Origin of the sequence: Dactylosporangium sp. NPDC050588 (genome assembly GCF_040654975.1) — a bacterium.
Lineage (GTDB): Bacteria > Actinomycetota > Actinomycetes > Mycobacteriales > Micromonosporaceae > Dactylosporangium > Dactylosporangium maewongense.
In genome coordinates this window covers 74,122-88,975 of sequence record NZ_JBFAJA010000019.1, presented here as the reverse complement: position 1 = coordinate 88,975, position 14,854 = coordinate 74,122, and the positions used below count along the sequence as shown (strand labels likewise).

Genomic DNA, 14,854 nt, shown 5'->3' with positions numbered 1-14,854 from the left:
AACCCTTCCCAGGCAAGGAGAAGACCATGTCCGCAGACGACCGCCGGCGGGTGCTGCTGATCGACCGGATCGGCTACAGCCACTACCGCCGCCGCGACGGCTCGCCGTTCATGCCCGCCGACCGGTTCGCGGTGACGGTCCTGACCGACCGCGCCAAGGTCGGCGAGGTGTCCGGCGCCGAGATCGACGCGGTGATCGGCATCGACCTCGACGACGTGCCGCTCATGCTCAAGGCCGGGGAGATGGTGCACCGCCACCGCCCCCTGGACCTCGTCGTCGCCATCTCCGAGCGGCTGCTGCTGCCCGCCGCCCGGCTCCGCGACCGGCTCGGGATCCCCGGGCTGAGCGAGGAGCGCACCCTGCTGGTGCGCAACAAGCTGCGGATGAAGGAGCACCTGGGCGGGCTCGGCGTCAGGGTGCCGCGGCACGAGCCCTTCAGCCCAGAGGCCGTCGCCACGCTGCTCGAACGGCACGGCCGGGTGGTGCTCAAGCCGACGGAGGGGATGGCGTCGACCGGGGTGTTCTTCCTCGACCGGATCGAGCAGCTGCGGCCGGTGCTGGACGCCAACCCGGGCCTCGATCGGGCGAACTACGAGGTCGAGGAGTTCATCGATGGTAATCTCCACCATGTGGACAGCGTCGTGCGGGACGGCGAGCCCGTCGTCGCCACGGTGTCCAGGACGGTCGACCCGACCACCAGCTTTCACGACGCGGCGCCCTGCCGGGACCACAACATCGGGCCCGGGCCGGACCGGGAGGCGCTGCTGGCGTTCAACGCCGCGGTGCTGAAGTGTCTCCCGTGGTTCAGCGGGGTCACCCACCACGAGATGTTCCTCGACCGCGCCGGCGAGGTGGTGTTCTGCGAGATCGCGGGCCGTCCGGGCGGCGGCGGCATCATCCCCGGCTTCCTGCACCAGACGGGCGTCGACCTCGACGAGGCCGCCGTCATGGCGCAGCTGGGCGACGCCCTGCCGGTCCCGGCGAAGGACCCGTCGGCGGACCCGGTGCCGCTGATCGGTTACGTGATGGTCTACCAGCCCGGCGGCGTGCTGGAGGCGACCCCCGCGGCGCCGGACGTGCCGTGGCTGGTCGACCTGGCGTACCTGCGGCGCCCGGGCGACGTGCTGCCGGCGCCGACCCGGTGGAGCGACGCCGTCGCCGCCGTCACGGTGGAGGGCGCGACCGAGTCGGAGGTCCTCGACCGTCTCGACCACATGGTGCGGCACGTCCGGGGCACCGGCTGAAAAGCGGCCCAGACGAGCAGCAGAGACGAGCAGCGAAGGAGCTGGCATGGGCAAGGCTCGACCCGGCCGCGCGGACCGGCGGCTCAGCCGCCCCGCGTGGTGGTTCGTCGGCGGATACGGGCTGTCGGCCGTCGGCACCGGGCTCTGCTACCCCTTCCTGGCGATCTACCTGCACCAGTTCCAGGGGCTGCCGGCGGGCGAGACGGCGGTGCTGCTGCTCGTGCTCGCCGGCGCCGCGGTGCCGATGTCCGTGTACGGCGGTGCGCTCGTCGACCGGCGCTCGCCCAGGGCGGTGGCAGTCGGTGCGCTGCTGGTGCAGACGGCGGGGTGGCTGCTGCTGGCGGCCGGGCGCGGCTACGCCGCCCAGCTGGCGGCGCTGCTCGTCATCGGCGTCGGCACCGGCCTGTTCCTGCCGGCCGTGGTCCCGATCATCGCCAGGCTCAGCGGCAGCGAGGAGGTCAAGGTCCGCACGATGTCGATGCGGTACCTGCTGCTCAACGTCGGCCTGGGCGTCGGCGGCGGGCTCGGCGGCCTGCTGCTGGGTGGCGCGACCGACGCCACCTACCGGTGGCTGTTCGCCGCCGACGGCGTCAGCTGCGCGCTGTACGCCGTGGTGATCGCCGTGTTCGTCCCACTGCCGGAGGACGCCGACGCGGTCGGGTCCCAGCGCAAGACCCTGGCCCGGTTCCGGCCCGGGCGCAGCTACGTGCTGCTGCTGGTCGCGCAGCTGCTGCTGGTGACGTTCGGGATGGCGCAGCTGGAGAGCGGCGTGCCGCTCGCCGTGCGCACCGACCTGGGCGGCTCCACGACGCTGGTCGGCGTGCTGTACGCCGTCGGCACGTTCGTCGTGCTGGCCGGGCAGCTGCCGGTGTCCCGCTGGGTGGAGCGGGTGCACAAGACCCGTGCGCTGATCGCGATGAGCCTCGCGTGGGCCGGCGCGTGGCTGCTCGGCTACGCCGCGGGCGCCGTGGGCGGTGGGGCCAGGACCGCGCTGCTCGTCGTCATGATGGTCACGTTCGCGCTCGGCGAGTGCGCCTACAGCCCGGCGTTCTACACGCTCGTGGAGCGGCTGGCACCCCCCGGCACCCTGGGCCGGGCCACCGGCGCCGCGTGGGCGACGTTCCAGGTCGGCAACACGATCGGGCCGCCGGTCGCGGTGTACCTGCTCAGCACCCCCGTCCCGTTCTGGCTGGTGCTCGCGGTCGCGGCGACGGCCGCCGCGGGGCTGGTGTTCGCCGTGGACCGGCGGATGCACACGCCGGCGGAGCCGGAGCGGGCGCTGAGCACGGTCGCCGGGTAACGCTGGACATCGATCCGTCCGGTAACTAGCGTGAAGAGTATGACTCCTTACGTCGCCGACCCCGGTGCGTGGCAGGAAAGCTGGGACCTGCAGCAGTCCGCGTTCATGCCGGACCGGGAGCACCGCATCGCCGCGATGATCGACGCCGTGGAAGCGGTCACCGAGGATCCGCCCCGGGTGCTGGACCTGGCCGGCGGCACGGGATCGATCACGCTCCGGGTGCTGCGCCGCCTGCCCGGCGCCCAGGTCACCCTGCTCGACGTCGATCCCGTGCTGCTGTGCATCGCCCGGGCGTCACTGCGCGACCGGGCCCAGATCGTGACCGCCGACCTGCGCGACCCGGCCTGGACCGGCGCGCTGCCACACGCCGGATACGACGCCGTGCTCGCCGCGACGGCCCTGCACTGGCTGCCGGCCGAGCGGCTGCGCGTGCTGTACAGCGAGATCCGGACCGTCCTGCGCCCCGGCGGCCTGCTCGTCAACGCCGACCACATGCCGGACCCGCAGCTGCCCGGCCTCACCAAGCAGCTGGTCACCTCCGCCGACGCGCGGCGGGACGCCAGGTACGCCGCCGGCGCCGCTCCGACCTGGTCCGCGTGGTGGGACCTCGCCGCCGCCGACCCGGTGCTCGGCCCGCTGGCGGCGGACCGGGCCGTCATCCACCCCAAGGGCGCGAGCGCGGAGTTCCTGCCGCCGGTCAGCTGGCACCTCGAGGCCCTGCGCGACGCCGGTTTCACCGAGTCGGGCACGCTGTGGCGCGGCGGACCTGACGCGGCGGTCGCTGCCGTACGGTAGCCGCGTGGTTGATCTCGTGGGCCGGCTGCAGGTCGGCTTCCACTGGCGGCGCGCGCCGTACTCGGATGTGGCCTGGGCAGACGTGACGGAGTGGTGGCGGGACCCGGTGGTGCTGCGGGACCTGCCCGCCGCCGTCGCGGGGCTCGTGCCCGGGTCGCCGACGCTGGTCGCCGGGCCCGTCTCGCGGGGCAGCCTGCTCGGCGCGCTCGTCGCGGCGCACCTCGGCGTCGGGCTCGTCGAGGTGCGCAAGAACGACCGGGCGGCGTCCGGCCCCGATCCGGGCTTCGTGCGTCGAGCGCTGCCCGGTTCGTACCATGGCGGCGGCGGTGTCATGAGCTTCCGCCGCGGCCTGGTCCGGCCGGGTGACCGGGTGCTCTGCGTGGACGACTGGGTGGAGAGCGGCACGCAGGCCGAGGCGACCCGGGACATGGTGCTCGAGGTCGGTGCGGATTTCGTCGGCACGGCGTGCGTCGTCGACGACATCGCCGACACGCCGGAGGGCGACGCGTTACGGACGGCGCTCGGCCTGCGCGCCCTGCTCCGCGCTCACGACCTCTGAGGCAGGAACGCGGCCCGGACGCGCAGCAGCCAGTCCTCGGCGACCCGCTCGTCCGGCGTCGCCGGCAGCACGCCGGGCGTCGCGTCGAACTTCGCCTCGTAGTCGGCGAGCATCGTGCGCGCGGCGTCCACGTCACCGCCCGCGACCCGCTCCCCGAAGTCGAGGAACCGCTGCGGCTCCTCCAGCCGGATGTGGATCACGCCGGTCGTGTACGCGGTGTACCCCTGCCAGCACAGCCGCAGCAGGTGCCGGGCGTGCTTCGCGGTCCGGTGCCGCGTCTCGGACGAGAACGACCCGTCGCCGCGCGACTCCAGCTTCCGGAACTGCTGCGTCGCGTAGCCGAGGTACGCGTCCCGGATCCGCTTCGACGACAGGAACGACGCCCGGATCTCGATGAGCTCGTCTCCGAGCGGCGTGCGCGTCTCGTACAGCTCCTGCGGCAGCCACATGAGCTCCGACACCGTCGGGTTGCCGCCGAGCGCCAGGCTGCAGTACTTGCGGGCCTCGTGCAGCGTCACGTCAGGGTGCGTCGACACCACCGACTCGACCGGCTGGTGCAGCCCGTGAAACGCCACCGTCGGCGCCGCGAACACCCCGAGCCGGTCCACATCGGACCCCGGCCCCGCCAGCCCGTACGCGGTCGAGCCCACGATCCCCGCCAGCAGCACATTCTCCGGTGTCATGCCCCCCAGTGTCCCGGACGTGTCACCCGGGTTTCGCCACCGCCGCCCGGTCCGCCCGGTCACCCGGCGCAGCGGGTGATGGCGGGGTCGGTCAGCTCCTGGTGGCAGGGCCGGATCGGATCCGACCCTGCCGCCGCTCAGCACGAACCTAGGCCGATCCTCCGGTGGTCGCAACGGGGCGCTGGAAGGAGAAGCCCTTCGGGGCGGTGGGGATGCGGATGGTGGTCGCCAGCACCGAGGCCGGGTCCTCGGTGCGCAGCAGGGCGGACTCGGGGTAGCGGTCGGTGGCCTCGTGCCAGGCGATGATGCCCGACATCCAGTTCTGCAGCTGGACGACGTAGGTGTCGATGCCGGCGCGGGCCGCCTCGGGGAGGCGGAGGTGCTCGTAGAGGGCGGGCAGCTCGACCGCGACGATCCGCTCGAACTGCTGCATGCGGGCCGTCATCAGGTCGCGGACGACGAGCGCGGCCTGGTCGCGGGAGATGTCGAGGAAGTTCTCGACGACGAGGACCATGTTGTGCAGCTCGCCCTCGAACTCGATCTCCTTCTGGTACGAGAACAGGTCGTTGACGAAGCAGGCGTAGTCGCTGGCGGCGGCCTCGAGGTTCTGGATCGGGCGGGTGCCGTAGACGTCCGGCGGGACCTGGCGGCCCTGGCGGAAGCGGGCCAGGCTCATCGTCAGGTCGGAGCCGAACGTGCGCCGACGCATCTCGATGTAGTCGACAGGGTCGGGGATGCGCCGCTCGCGCTGGTTCTGCAGCTCCCACACCCAGCTGTCCAGCATGACGTCCACGGCCGCGCGGAACTCCTCCCGGTGCGCGGCGCCCATGGGGCCTGCCGTCCGGGGCCACAGGTCGGCGAGGCCCCGTTCGAGCGGGCTCACCGGTACCGACGCGGAAACCAGATCCAGAGGCATGAGGGACTTCAGTCGGGCCACCATGGCGCGGGCCTCGGTCAGGTCGCCGGTGGGGCCGTAGACCTGCGGGAACCAGTCGTCGCCGTACGTGCCCCAGCTGAGCCACTGGGTGCCCAGCTCCAGCTCCGCCGCGGTGCCGTCGGGGTTGAGCGCGCCGGCGCAGACCGCGAAGTCGTAGCCGGCCAGCTTCCGCTCCGTCCACACCGACGACGAGGAACCCGGCCGCGGCACCGCATCGAAGAAGCCCATCGCGCGGGACCACTCGATGACGCTGCGACGGGCCGACTCCAGGTGCCCGTTCTGCCGCGAGGCGTACGGCATGTACAGCTCGGGCACCGGCAGCGGGCCGGTGGTGCGGGCCGGGCGGACGTCGTGCTGACGGGCCCGCGCGGACAGGCCCAGCCGCGCCGCGGACGTGCCGATCCCCATCGGCCCGCCCAGCGTGAACTGCCCCGCCGGCCGGACGTCGGCGTTCATGTACCGGCTGGAGCGCAGGTGCCACTCGTGCCCGCCCGCCTGCCAGTCCTGCAGCCCCTGGGCGTACTTGAGGACCCGCAGCCGCTCGACCGGGTCCAGGGTGTGCTCGGCGAAGAGCGGCTCCAGCTCGGTCAGCACCGTGTGCTCGAACTGCTGCAGGCGCGACGTCAGGATGCTGTTCACGGCGTCGGCGGCCTCCTGCGGCGGGTAGCCGAGGAAGCGCTCCAGGACCAGCACGCAGTTGGCCAGCTCACCCTCCTGCTGCGTTTCGCGCTCGTACGAGAAGAGGTCGTTGCGCAGGTGCACCCCGTCGGCGAAGGTGTCCTTGAGGACCCGCAGCGGCCGGCTGTGCGCGACGCGCGCCGGGATCTCCGCGCCCGCGGCGAACTCGACGAGATTCGCCGACCAGGGCGCGCCACCGACCTTGCGACGCATCTCGATGTACTCGATGGGGTTGGAGACGCGGCCGGCGTTGATGTTCGCCAGCTCCCACAGCGACTCGTCGAGCAGGTTTCGGGTGCTGTGCACGAAGCGCTCCCGCCAGTCGGCGGACATCGCCGGCACGGTGCGCTCCCACAGCTCCTTCAACCCCTTCTCGACGGGGTTGGTGGGCTCGTCGGTGATCGGGCCGTGCAGCGGCATGAAGGAGCGCAACCGCGAAAGGTAGGCCTCCGCCCCGCGCATGTCCTGGGTGCGCTTGAAGACGTCGAGGAAGTGGTCGTCGAAGAAGAACACCCACACGTACCAGTCGGTGACCAGGTCGAGCGCGGCCGCGGACGCCTCCGGGTGCGTGTAGGCGCACAGCAGCGCGTAGTCGTGGTCGTCCAGGTCGCGCTCGTCCCAGATGCCGGAGCCCTCCACCATGCCCATCTCGCGCGCCCACGCCTTGGTGTGCGTGCGGGCGCCCTCCAGGTTCGGGTTCAGGCGGGCCGGGTACGGCTGGTAGAAGTCGGGAAGCGTAAACGGGCTCACTGTTGTCCTATCGTGCTGTGCCGTCGTCGACGACATCGGTGAACACGTCGACGGTGACGCTCTCCCCGCGCTGGAACGGGAACTCCAGCTCGTAGACCGCGAAGAGCATCAGCGCCGACATGGCGGCGAGCAGGGCGATGATCGTGAGGTACTCGCCGCTGCCCTTGACCCCGAACATCAGGGCGTTGGCGAGGGTGAGCACGTCGCCGACGATCAGGGCGAGCCACATGACCTTCGGCAGGCCGGCGTCGGCGGCGGCGAGGCGGGCGTCCCGGTTGAGGGTGAGGGCGCGCAGGTCGGCGCGGGCCTCGGACTGCCGGTTCGCGGCGGCGTCGGCGCCGTCGGGCAGCGGCGCGTCGACGCACTTCCACAGCTTGGAGATCACGGCGCTGCCCGCCCTGCCGACCGGCTGCCCGCCCGCCATCGCCGGCCACTCCTGCTGCTCGACGATGTGGATGTACTCCCCGGTCAGCTCCCGCATCGCGGCGGCTTCGGCGGCGGGCAGCGTGTCGGCGTAGTGGTTGAGGTCGACGACGGCGCGGGCCTCGGCGCGGCTGCTGTCCTGCGCGCCGTCGCCCGCCTCCCAGACGCTCACGATCACGAACGTCATGAGGATGGCGTACAGGACACCGATGATCGCGAATGCGATGCCGGCCACGTCGTTGTTCTCCTGCCGGTCCTCGACCGGCACGAACCGTTGCACCGCAAGGCCTGCGGCGAGCGCGACGGCCACCGCGACGACCGTGACGATCAGGCCGCCGATGAGGATCTCGGCGTTCACCGACCCCTCCCTCGGCTAGGGTGATTTTTGCGTTTCACGGCATTTGAGGAGAAGGTTGCGATGCGTCGTTTCCGCTGGTGTACGGCCGGCGCCGCGCTCCTGACGTGCTGGGCCGCACTGCCGGCGCCTCCGGCGGTCGGTGCACCCGCGGCCGCGCTGCCCGAGGGGCTCGTGTGGGTGTCGCGGGGGCCCGGCGACGCCGGTTCGACGCTGCACCGGGTCACCGCCGGCGGCACCGTGGCCCGCACGCCGCTCGGGTACGCGGTCAACGCCATCGGCTGCGCCGGCGACGGCACACTCTTCGCGCTCGCCACGGCCCGCGCCGGGCGGAAGCTGCGCGCCGGCCCGCACGTGGTCCGCATCGGCGGCGACGGCCGCGTCACCGACCTGGGCGCGGTCCCCGGCACCCGGCGCGCGTCCGGATACCCGCTCGCCGACGCGTACGGCGGCACGGTCGTCGCCGCTGGCGGTGGCGTCCGGCTGCTGGTCGGGACGGCGTCCTCGGTGCGGTCCGTGCAGGTCTCGCCGGGCGCGCCCCGGCTGCTGCCGTCGCGTCCGCTGCCGTCGCTGCCGTACGCCGGGGACTGGACGGTCGAGCCGTCCAGCGGTGACCTGCTCACGGTCGCGGCCCGCGGCGGCCGGGCGCAGCTCGTGCGGCTGGGCTCGCGCGTGTCGTTCACGCCGCTGCCGGCGGTGCTGCCGGGCCGGTCCGCGTACGGCGGCGTGGCCCTGCACCCGGACGGCACGCTGACCGCGCTGTTCAACCAGGCGTCCGGCCCGGGCGCGGGTCCGGGGACGGGGCACGCGCCGGGTGGCAGCGCCCTGTTCCGGATCCCGCTGTCGGACCCGTCGCGGGCGGTGAAGCTCGCGGACCTCGGCTCGGTCGCGTCGTCGGACGCCACGGCGTGCCCGGCCCCGCCGCTCCCTGCCATCGCCGGAGAGCCGGATCCGGTGGTGCCGTCGCCCACGCCGTCCCCCGCGATCGCTGAGGTGCCGGCGCCGGTGGTGACGACGGCGCCGCCGGCCGTGGTCGCGGAGGCGCCGCCCCCGGTGGTGACGACGGCGCCGCCGCGGCCCCAGGTGCGCAAGGCGACCCCGGCCCCGCCGGCGTCCTCGCCCCGACCGGCGTCCCTACCCCCGCCGCCGTCGACGCCGGCCCACCGGTCCAACGTGCGTCCCGCCGAGCCCGTCGCCGTCCCGGCCTCGGCGTCGTCACCGGTCGGCAAGCGGTTCATCCCCGTCGCCGCCGGGTTCATGATCGCCGCCGTGGCGATGACCCGCCTGTTCCGCCGCCGCCGCTGACCCTGGCCCTCGGCCGACGTCCACCGCCGCTGACCCTGGCCCTCGGCCGCCGTCCGCCGCTGCGGGTCCTCGCCCGCGGCGGTGCGGGCCGCCGTCCGCCGGTTCATGAGCGGACCGTCGACGGGAGGGAGAACTGCAGCTGCTCCACGGCGACGCGGCGCTCCTCGACGGTCAGCGGGCCGAGGGCACGCAGGGCGGCGATGACCTCGTCGACCAGGTGCGGCGGGGCCGAGGCGCCCGCGGACAGGCCGATGACGCGGGCTCCGGCCAGCCACGCCGGGTCGATCTCCGACGCGTCGTCGATGAGGTGGGCCGGCGTGCCGAGGCGGCGGGCCAGCTCGACCAGGCGCAGCGAGTTGGACGAGTTCGCGGAGCCGACGACCAGGACCAGGTCGGCGTCGCGGGCGACCGCCGCCACCGCCTCCTGCCGGTTGGTCGTGGCGTAGCAGATGTCGTCGGATCCGGGCCCCCGCAAGGCCGGGAACCGTGCCCGCAGCGCGTCGACCACCTCGCCGACCTCGTCCGCGGCGAGCGTGGTCTGCGTCAGGTACGACACCCGCGACGGATCCTCGACCCGCAGCCGCGCGACGTCGCCGGCGGACTCGACGAGGACCGTCCGCTCGGGGGCCTCGCCGAGGGTCCCGTCGACCTCCTCGTGGCCGGCGTGCCCGACGAGCACGACCGTGTCGCCCCGGGCGGCGAACCGGCGGGCCTCGGCGTGGACCTTGGTGACGAGCGGGCAGGTCGCGTCGACCACGCGCAGCGACCTGGCCTCGGCCTCGGCCCTGACCTGCGGGGCGACGCCGTGCGCGGAGAACACGACGGTCGCCCCGTCCGGCACCTCGTCGAGCTCCTCGACGAAGACGGCGCCCCGGGCTTCCAGATCGGCCACGACGTGACGGTTGTGGACGATCTGCTTCCGCACGTACACCGGACGATCGGCAGCGTCGAGGACCCGCTCCACAACCTCGATCGCCCGCTCGACGCCCGCGCAGAAGGACCTCGGGGCGGCCAGCAGGACCGTCCGTCGCATCGCCGCCACCGTCACCGGTCCCGCCGCGTCGCGAACCGGGCGAGCTCGCACAGCTCCGCCTCGACGAGCGGGTCGGCCTCGGCGGCGGCGAGGGCGTCGAGGGCACGGACGAGGAGCTGGTCGGCCTGCGCCTGGCTCCACATCCGCGCCCCGGCCGCCTCCACGAGGGTCGCGGCCCGGCCGACCTGGGGCTCCGGCAGCGCGCTGGCACCCGTGTAGAACGCCGCGAGCTCCAGGCCGGCCGGGGTGCCGGAGGTCAGGGCAGCGACCACCGGCAGGGACTTCTTGCGGCTGCGGAGGTCCGAGTGGACCGGCTTCCCGGTCGTCGCCGGGTCGCCCCAGATGCCGAGCAGGTCGTCGGCGAACTGGAACGCCAGGCCCAGGTCCTCGCCGAACTGCGCCAGCCGCAGCACCTGCGCGGGCCGGCCGCCGCCGAGCAGGGCGCCGATCGCGCACGCCGAGCCCAGCAGCGCCCCGGTCTTCGCCTGCGCCATGGCCAGGCACGCCTCGACGTCGACGTCCGCGCGGCGCTCGAAGTCGAGGTCCGCGCTCTGGCCGTCGATGAGCCGCTGTACCGCGGCGCCGAGCATGCCGGTGGCCCTGGTCGCGGCCGGGTGCCCGCTCGCGAGCAGCGTGTCCATCGCGAGGGTGAGCAGCGCGTCGCCGGCGAGGATCGCGGCGCTGGTGCCGAACACGCTCCACGCCGTCGGCCGGTGCCGGCGGGTGGCGTCGCCGTCCATGACGTCGTCGTGCAGGAGCGAGAAGTTGTGCACCAGCTCGACGGCGACGGCGCCCGTCACGACCTGGCCGTAGGCGCCGCCTACGGCCTGGCCGGCGCCGCTTACGGCCTGGCCGGCGCCGCCGACGGCGGCAGCGCTGAGCAGCACCAGGGCGGGCCGCAGCGCCTTGCCGGGGTCCGCCTCGACGGGCCGGCCGTGCTCGTCCCACCAGCCGAAGTGGTACCCCGCGACGTGCCGCATCGACGCCGGCAACGTGTCGACGGCGGCCCGCAGCGCCGGCATGACGGCGTCCCGGCTCTGCGCGAGGACCGCGCCCGCGGATCTGGGCTGGATGGCGCTGGGACTGACGACGTGGGCGGCGACCATCCGGTCAGCCTCCGATCTCGACGTGTTCGAGGATGCCGAGCGCGTCCGGGACGAGCACGGCGGCGGAGTAGTACGTGCTGACGAGGTACGAGCTGACCGCGTGCTCGTCGATGCCCATGAACCGCACGTTGAGCCCCGGCTCGACCTCGTCGGGGATGCCGGTGCGGCGCAGCCCGATCACGCCCTGGTCGTCGGCGCCGGTCCGCAGGACCAGGATCGAGCTGGTCCCCCGGTCGCTGATCGGGATCTTGTCGCACGGCAGCAGCGGCACCCCGCGCCACGACTGGACCTGGCGGTCCTCGATGGCGATCGTCGGCGGGTACAGGCCGCGGCTGTTGCACTGCCGGCCGAACGCGGCGATCGCCTTCGGGTGGGCGAGCAGCAGCCGCGACTTGCGCCGTCTGGAGAGCAGCTCGTCGAGGTCGTCGGGGGTCGGCGGGCCGGTGCGGGTGGCGATACGCTGCTTCAGGTCCGCGTTGTGGAGCAGCCCGAAGTCGCGGTTGTTGATCAGCTCGTGCTCCTGCCGCTCGCGCAGCGCCTCGATCGTCAGCCGCAGCTGCTGCTCGAACTGGTTCATCGGCTGGTTGTAGAGGTCCGCGACGCGCGTATGGAGGCGCAGGATCGTCTGGGCGACACTGAGCTCGTACTCGCGCGGCGTGGTTTCGTAGTCGACGAAGGTGCCCGGCAGGACTGGCTCACCCTCGTGCCCGGCCGCCAATTCGATCGCCGCTTCGCCGTGCTTGTTCTGCTTTTTGTCCGCTTTTTGCTGATATTTCGTGATGTGTGCGCCGATCGTGTCACTGAACCGGTCGATCTCCTGCCGGCGCAGCGCGAGCAGCGTCGTCGGGGTGCTGGTGCGGATCGTGAAGCCCCAGCTGTGGTGCGTGCCCTCGAAGACGCCGTCGCCGAAGAAGTCGCCGTCGGTGAGCACGCCGAGGAGGGTCTCGTCGCCGTACTCGCCGACGCCGAGCTGCCGGACCTTGCCCTTGACCAGCAGGTACACCCGGTCGGCGGGCTGCCCGGCGGTCACAACCGTCTCGTCGGGGCCGAGCTCCAGCTGCTCGAACCGCTCGGCCATCTGGTGCAGGACCGAGTCGTCCGGGAACTCGCGCAGCGCCGGCAGCTCGCGCAACTCCTGCGGGATCACCTTCACGTCGGCGCCCTGGTTGGTGAACGTGACCCGGCCGTCGCCGACGGTGTAGGTAAGCCTGCGGTTGACGCGGTACGTGCCGCCCTCGGCCTCGACCCACGGGAGCATCCGCAGCAGCCAGCGGGGCGAGACGCCCTGCATCTGCGGGACGGATTTGGTGGTGGTCGCAATGGTACGTGCGGCGCGGGTACTGAGACTCCTTGGTTGCTCCTGCGCGGTTTCAGTTCTCACGGCCGATTTCCACATTCTCGAGAATGCCGAGCGCGTCCGGCACCAATACCGCGGCGGAATAGTAGGCGCTCACCAGATACGAAATGATGGCCTGCTCGCTGATGCCCATGAAACGCACGGAAAGGCCGGGCTCGTACTCGTCGGGAATGCCGGTCTGGTGCAGGCCGACGACACCCTGCTGCTGCTCGCCGACGCGCATCAACATGATGGACGTGGTGCGGGTGTCGCTGACCTCGATCTTATTGCTCGGGAAGATCGGCACGCCGCGCCACGCCGGGACCTGGTGCCCGCCGAAGTCGATGTTGCCGGGGTAGACGCCGCGCCGGCTGCACTCACGGCCGAACGCGGCGATCGCGCGCGGGTGGGCGAGGAAGAACGTCGGCTCCTTCCACACCAGCGACAGCAGCTCGTCCATGTCGTCCGGGGTCGGCGGGCCGGTGCGGGTGTAGATGCGCTGGTCGTACGCCGCGTTGTGGAGCAGGCCGAAGTCGCGGTTGTTGACCAGCTCGTGCTCCTGCCGCTCGCGCAGCGCCTCGATCGTCAGCCGCAGCTGCTGCTCGACCTGGTCCATCGGCTTGTTGTAGAGGTCCGCCACGCGGGTGTGCACGCGCAGGACGGTCTGCGCGACGCTGAGCTCGTACTCCCTCGGCTTTGTCTCATAGTCGACGTACGTGCCCGGCAGGGCCGGCTCGCCCTCGTGCCCCGACGCCATCTCGATCGCCGCCTCGCCGTGCTTGTTCTGCGGCTTCTGCGGCTGGTCCCGCATCCGGCGGATGTGCTCGCGCAACGCGTCGGCCTGCCCGTTGAGCTGCTGCATCGCCTGCCACGACAGCGCGAGCACGGTGCAGCTGGTCAGCGCCTTGGCGGTGAACTCCCAGTTCGTCGCGACGCCGGTGAGCACCTCGGCGCCGAAGTAGTCGCCGTCGGCCATGACCCCGAGGACGGTCTCGTCGCCGTACTCCCCCGCGCCGATCTTGTTGATCTTCCCGTGCGCGATGAGGAACACCCGGTCCGCCGGCTGCCCCTTGGTGACGATCACGTCCCCGGGCGCGAACTCCTGCTGCACGAACCGGTCCGCGAGGCTCCGCAGCGCGTTGACGTCCTCGAACCCGCGCAGCGCCGGCAGCTCGCACAGCTCCTGCGGGATGACCTGCACCTGCGAGCCGGTGGAGACGAACGTGACCCGCCCGTCGCCGACCGCGTAGCTGAGCCGGCGGTTGACCCGGTACGCGCCGCCGCCCGCCTGCACCCAGGGCAGCATCTTCAACAGCCACCGCGAGGTGATCTCCTGCATCTGCGGCACCGACTTGGTGGTCGTCGCGAGGTTCCGCGCCGCACCGGTGCTCAGGCTCAGCCTGCGCTGCTCCTGCTCGTCATTGCCTTGCGCATTCGATCCGATGGATTCCAGCAGGGTCATTTGTTTGCTTCCAATCACGCATTCGGCGCCGATTGACACGGTTGAACCGCCACCCGACTGCATTCGGCGGCGGCGACGTTCAGAAAGGGGATTGATCGCAAGCGGGCCCGGCAACTCCGCCATCCTTGCGAACGGTTCAAGTATGCCGCCGCACCTGGCCGAACGGGCGATAAACCAAAAATGGTCAGCCATTTTTCGACCAATACCGCTAGCGCCGTTCTTCTTTTCGTGCAGCGCTTTCCACCACCCGCAACTGTCGGGTCCCCGACAGTTCACCGACCACTGACGAGCTCCACCTCAAACCCGTCCGCATCCTCGAGATACGCCGCGTAGTGTCCAGCCCCACCCGCATACGGATGCCGCTCGGGAAACATCAACACCCACCCGTGCGCCCCCGCTTCGGCGACGATCGCCTCCACCCGCTCCCGACTGTCCACCCACAACGCCAGATGGTTCACCCCAGGCCTGCACCGCTCATGCTTCTCCCCCGTCAACCCCGGCGACTGCTCGAAGACGATGTACGTCCGCTCGAATCGCCAACTCCGCCCGACCTCCCACTCCTGGTACACCTCCCACCCAAGCTCCTCCAGCAACCACCCCCAACTCCGCACAGCCCGCCCCAGATCCGGCACCCAAACCTCAACGTGATGCAACACCGCACACCCCTCCCCATCCGTCGACCACCGCTCGCAACCAGCAGCCCCTCACCCCACAGCACCCACCAGCCCACAACCTCCCACCGACCGCCCCACCCGCCAGGCCCACAACCCCTAACCGACCGCCCCCACCGCCAGAACCGCAACCCCTAGCCGACCGCCCCCACCGCCAGAACCGCAACCCGCAACCCCTCCCCTTGCAACGCTCAAGCCAGACCCACAACCCTCAACT

At 72.3% G+C, this 14,854-nt stretch carries 13 protein-coding genes; 5 read left to right on the top strand and 8 right to left on the bottom strand.

The window, feature by feature from the left end:
• Positions 1-26: 26 nt before the first annotated feature.
• The 4 genes from AB0I21_RS15545 to AB0I21_RS15530 are packed head-to-tail and all read left to right on the top strand — an operon-like array spanning position 27 to position 3,898.
• Complete coding sequence (locus AB0I21_RS15545; RefSeq protein WP_360561595.1) at positions 27-1,244, top strand: ATP-grasp domain-containing protein; 1,218 nt, start codon at positions 27-29, stop codon at positions 1,242-1,244.
• Positions 1,245-1,290: 46 nt separating this feature from the next.
• Entirely contained in the window at positions 1,291-2,544 is a 1,254-nt protein-coding gene (locus tag AB0I21_RS15540; protein ID WP_360561594.1) for an MFS transporter, read from the top strand.
• A gap of 39 nt (positions 2,545-2,583) precedes the next feature.
• Positions 2,584-3,339: a class I SAM-dependent methyltransferase gene (locus AB0I21_RS15535; RefSeq protein WP_360561592.1), complete on the top strand. Its 756-nt coding sequence runs from the start codon at positions 2,584-2,586 to the stop codon at positions 3,337-3,339.
• 4 nt (positions 3,340-3,343) lie between these two features.
• Complete coding sequence (locus tag AB0I21_RS15530) at positions 3,344-3,898, top strand: phosphoribosyltransferase family protein (protein WP_344498222.1); 555 nt, start codon at positions 3,344-3,346, stop codon at positions 3,896-3,898.
• On the opposite strand, the gene AB0I21_RS15525 is transcribed toward AB0I21_RS15530, so the two are convergent.
• The 3 genes from AB0I21_RS15525 to AB0I21_RS15515 form a co-directional block, all read right to left on the bottom strand.
• Complete coding sequence (locus tag AB0I21_RS15525; RefSeq protein ID WP_360561591.1) at positions 3,886-4,581, bottom strand: nucleotidyltransferase domain-containing protein; 696 nt, start codon at positions 4,579-4,581, stop codon at positions 3,886-3,888. The two genes, AB0I21_RS15530 and AB0I21_RS15525, sit on opposite strands and share 13 nt — an antisense overlap.
• Before the next feature lie 148 nt (positions 4,582-4,729).
• Positions 4,730-6,946, bottom strand: coding sequence for a germacradienol/geosmin synthase (locus AB0I21_RS15520; protein WP_360561589.1), 2,217 nt, complete (start codon positions 6,944-6,946; stop codon positions 4,730-4,732).
• Positions 6,947-6,953: 7 nt separating this feature from the next.
• Entirely contained in the window at positions 6,954-7,727 is a 774-nt protein-coding gene (locus AB0I21_RS15515) for a hypothetical protein (RefSeq protein ID WP_360561587.1), read from the bottom strand.
• Positions 7,728-7,787: 60 nt separating this feature from the next.
• Between AB0I21_RS15515 and AB0I21_RS15510 the strand changes: the two genes are divergently transcribed.
• Entirely contained in the window at positions 7,788-9,029 is a 1,242-nt protein-coding gene (locus tag AB0I21_RS15510; RefSeq protein WP_360561585.1) for a hypothetical protein, read from the top strand.
• A 103-nt stretch (positions 9,030-9,132) separates the two neighbouring features.
• On the opposite strand, the gene AB0I21_RS15505 is transcribed toward AB0I21_RS15510, so the two are convergent.
• The 5 genes from AB0I21_RS15505 to AB0I21_RS15485 are packed head-to-tail and all read right to left on the bottom strand — an operon-like array spanning position 9,133 to position 14,622.
• Entirely contained in the window at positions 9,133-10,062 is a 930-nt protein-coding gene (locus AB0I21_RS15505; RefSeq protein ID WP_360561584.1) for a 4-hydroxy-3-methylbut-2-enyl diphosphate reductase, read from the bottom strand.
• An 11-nt stretch (positions 10,063-10,073) separates the two neighbouring features.
• Positions 10,074-11,168: a family 2 encapsulin nanocompartment cargo protein polyprenyl transferase gene (locus AB0I21_RS15500; RefSeq protein WP_360561582.1), complete on the bottom strand. Its 1,095-nt coding sequence runs from the start codon at positions 11,166-11,168 to the stop codon at positions 10,074-10,076.
• A gap of 4 nt (positions 11,169-11,172) precedes the next feature.
• The gene (locus AB0I21_RS15495) at positions 11,173-12,564 is read right to left on the bottom strand and encodes a family 2B encapsulin nanocompartment shell protein (protein ID WP_360561580.1); all 1,392 of its coding nucleotides are present in this window, start codon (positions 12,562-12,564) and stop codon (positions 11,173-11,175) included.
• Positions 12,539-14,242 (bottom strand): family 2B encapsulin nanocompartment shell protein, encoded by a 1,704-nt coding sequence (locus AB0I21_RS15490; RefSeq protein ID WP_360561579.1) that lies wholly within the window; start codon positions 14,240-14,242, stop codon positions 12,539-12,541. The genes AB0I21_RS15495 and AB0I21_RS15490 overlap by 26 nt, the downstream gene beginning before the upstream one ends.
• A complete protein-coding gene (locus AB0I21_RS15485; RefSeq protein ID WP_360561577.1) occupies positions 14,239-14,622 on the bottom strand; it encodes a VOC family protein in 384 nt (127 codons plus the stop codon). The genes AB0I21_RS15490 and AB0I21_RS15485 overlap by 4 nt, the downstream gene beginning before the upstream one ends.
• Between the last annotated feature and the right edge of the window lie 232 nt (positions 14,623-14,854).

Coding starts and splice junctions, on each gene's coding strand:
- AB0I21_RS15545 (WP_360561595.1), top strand. CDS start 27: ATGTCCGCAGACGACCGCCGGCGGGTGCTGCTGATCGACCGGATCGGC.
- AB0I21_RS15540 (WP_360561594.1), top strand. CDS start 1,291: ATGGGCAAGGCTCGACCCGGCCGCGCGGACCGGCGGCTCAGCCGCCCC.
- AB0I21_RS15535 (WP_360561592.1), top strand. CDS start 2,584: ATGACTCCTTACGTCGCCGACCCCGGTGCGTGGCAGGAAAGCTGGGAC.
- AB0I21_RS15525 (WP_360561591.1), bottom strand. CDS start 4,581: ATGACACCGGAGAATGTGCTGCTGGCGGGGATCGTGGGCTCGACCGCG.
- AB0I21_RS15510 (WP_360561585.1), top strand. CDS start 7,788: ATGCGTCGTTTCCGCTGGTGTACGGCCGGCGCCGCGCTCCTGACGTGC.
- AB0I21_RS15505 (WP_360561584.1), bottom strand. CDS start 10,062: ATGCGACGGACGGTCCTGCTGGCCGCCCCGAGGTCCTTCTGCGCGGGC.
- AB0I21_RS15500 (WP_360561582.1), bottom strand. CDS start 11,168: ATGGTCGCCGCCCACGTCGTCAGTCCCAGCGCCATCCAGCCCAGATCC.
- AB0I21_RS15495 (WP_360561580.1), bottom strand. CDS start 12,564: ATGTGGAAATCGGCCGTGAGAACTGAAACCGCGCAGGAGCAACCAAGG.